Source organism: Nocardia sp. AB354 (assembly GCF_049538315.1).
Classification (GTDB): Bacteria; Actinomycetota; Actinomycetes; order Mycobacteriales; family Mycobacteriaceae; genus Nocardia; species Nocardia nova.
Genome location: NZ_JBMVFU010000060.1, coordinates 1 through 1,888 on the forward strand (window position 1 = coordinate 1; position 1,888 = coordinate 1,888).

Sequence of the window (1,888 nt, forward strand, 5' to 3'; positions counted from 1 at the left end):
CCTACTTATCTCCGAAGGGTCGGAATTCGATGCCTCGGATACCTTGCGCACCGGTTGATCCGATCCTTCGGTTGATCGCGGTGACCCCTTAGCGAATCCGTGGGCTTTTTAGGCCTCTCAACAGGCGGCGGCACCGTGACCAGATCCCTTGCCGGGGCATGAAGCCGGCTGGGCGTTCGACCCATTCACGGTTCGTTCCGGCGACTTCTGGACTGACCTCGGGACCTAAATCCCTCATCAGAGGCACGATGCGCCGGGGCGGACCATCCAGCAAGCCTGCTCTCGCCTCTACTCCTGCAAATCTCGTGGGCCAGAGCCCTTATGCAAGACCGCGGGCGAGGTGGCAGTTGAATCGGCCGGGCAGGGTTTCGACGCGGTGTGTCGTTCCTGCCCGGCCGTCGTATTCGATTGGGATAGCTCGTGGTTCGAGCCCTCCCGCACGACCAGACGCCCAGCGATTTCGCGAGCCCTCGAGCTCTGAGATAGACCGGTGCCGTGCGGGTGAGCTGGGATCGCGAACAGCTCATCGGAGGCAAGCCCGTCGAGGCTCGTAAGTAGGGCGCTGCGCGTTTCCGCCAGGGACATCGAACACCGCAAAACACCTGATGGAGGACTGGATTGAGTAACTACTGCGGCGTGGATTGGGCCGAAGGGCATCATGACATCGCGATCGTCGACCGCGAGGGAAAACTCGTATCCAAGAAGCGGATCGGCGACGATCCAACCGGTTTCGCCGAGCTGACCCAAATGCTTGCCGACGCCGGCGATGCCGAAGGCCACCCGATCCCGGTCGCCATCGAGACCCCGCGCGGGTTGATGGTCGCCGCGCTGCGCGCCTCCGGGCGGCCGGTGTTCGCGATCAATCCGATGGCCGTGGCCCGCTGCCGCGAACGCCACAGCGTCGCCCGAGCCAAGTCCGACCACGCCGATGCCATGACCTTGGCGAACATTCTGCGTGTCGACGCCCACCTGCACCGTGTGATGCCTGCCGACAGTGAACTCGCGCAAGCCATCGCGGTCCTTGCACGCGCCCAGCAGGATGCGGTCTGGCGGCGCACGAAGGCCGGCAACGAGCTGCGCTCGCTGCTGCGGGAGTATTACCCGGCCTTCCTGGCCACCTTTGCGGTCAAATCCGCTACCAACCTCGCCAAGCCCGAGGCACGGGCCGTCCTGGCCCTGGCGCCAACCCCGGCACTGGCCGCCAAACTCACCAAGACTCGGGTCGCGGCCGCGCTGCGCCGTGCCGGTCGCCAACGTGGAATCGACCAGCTTGCCACCCAGATCGTCGAAGGACTCAAGACCACGCAGTTGAGGCAGCCCGGACCAGTGGAGCAGGCGATGGGGCGCCACGCGCTTGCGCTGGTGGCGATGCTGGACGCTGCCTGCGCCGGTGCCGACGATCTGGAACAGGCCGCGGCCGAGGAATTCCGCAAGCACCCCGACTACGCCGTCATTACCAGTTTTCCGGGCTTGGCCGACCTCACCGGCTCCCGCATGCTCGCCGAGATCGGTGACGACCGAAAGCGATTCGCCGCCGCCCGCGCGCTGAAGGCATACGCCGGATCCGCTCCCGTCACCAGGGCCTCGGGCAAAAGCATCTCCATCAGCCACCGGCGGATCAAGAACGACCGCCTGGCCGCGGTCGGATGGGTCTGGGGAACCACGATGGTCGTTCTGCCCGGGCCCGGCCAACAGCACTACCGGCGCCGCCGCGAACACGGCGACCGCCACGCACCCGCGATCCGGCACCTGTTCAACAAGATGCTCGGCCAGCTCTACCACTGCCTGCAAACCCACCAGCCCTACGACCCGGCGAAAGCATTCGGCGATCCGGTCCCTGAACCTCAAAATCATGCCGCCGCTTGACAGTTAGAAGAATCGGAGGTCT

The 1,888-nt window shown here is 65.5% G+C and carries 1 protein-coding gene; it reads left to right on the top strand.

Translation table 11 applies throughout. The annotated features are described in order from the left end of the window. Positions 1-618: 618 nt before the first annotated feature. On the top strand, positions 619-1,866 hold the full coding sequence (locus ACPCUW_RS35070; protein ID WP_423429686.1) for an IS110 family transposase: 1,248 nt from the start codon (positions 619-621) through the stop codon (positions 1,864-1,866). The last annotated feature ends 22 nt before the right edge of the window (positions 1,867-1,888 follow it).